1 protein-coding gene is annotated in these 716 nt (G+C 68.3%); it reads left to right on the plus strand.

Annotated features, from left to right (window positions below; translation table 11 throughout):
- Positions 1-716, plus strand: a 716-nt coding sequence (locus HUA78_RS45715) for a condensation domain-containing protein (RefSeq protein ID WP_254624270.1), incomplete at both ends; no start/stop codon positions are given.

Genomic DNA, 716 nt, shown 5'->3' on the forward strand with positions numbered 1-716 from the left:
TCACGGCCCTTCGACCTGGAGCACGGCCCCATCTTCCGCGTGCTCCTGCTGCGACTGGACGCACAGCGCCATGTCCTCGTCGGGACGGTCCATCACATCGCCTCCGACGGCTGGTCCACGGGAATCCTGCTCCGTGAGCTGGCGGAGCTCTATTCCGCGCACGCCACCCGGCAGCCGCCTCGGCTGGAAACCCTCCCCGTGCAGTACGCGGACTTCGCCGCCTGGCAGCGCTCATGGCTGCGTGACGACGCGTTGGAGCAGCAGCTCTCCTATTGGAGACAGCAGCTTTCCGGCGCGCCTCCCTTCCTGGAGCTGTCCACCGACCGGCCGCGTCCGCCAGTCCAGTCGAACCGGGGCGCCTCCTTCCCCGTGCGCCTGCCTCCCTCCGTGAACGAGCGACTCCTCGCGTTCTGCCAGCGCGAGGGCGTGACGCCTTTCATGGCGTTGCTCGCCGTCTGGCAACTCCTCCTCTCCCGCTACTCCGGGCAGGACGACCTCTCCGTCGGCTCCCCCATCGCGGGACGCACCCGAGCGGAGACAGAGGGGCTCATCGGCTTCTTCGTGAACACCCTCGTGCTGCGCACGCAGCTCCATCCGGGACTCCGCTTCCGCGAGCTGCTCGCGCAGGTGAAACGCACCACGCTCGGCGCCTACGAGCATCAGGACGTCCCCTTCGAGAAGCTCGTCGAGGAACTCAACCCTCACCGCACCCTCAG

This window comes from Myxococcus sp. CA033, assembly GCF_013336625.1.
GTDB lineage: Bacteria > Myxococcota > Myxococcia > Myxococcales > Myxococcaceae > Myxococcus > Myxococcus llanfairpwllgwyngyllgogerychwyrndrobwllllantysiliogogogochensis.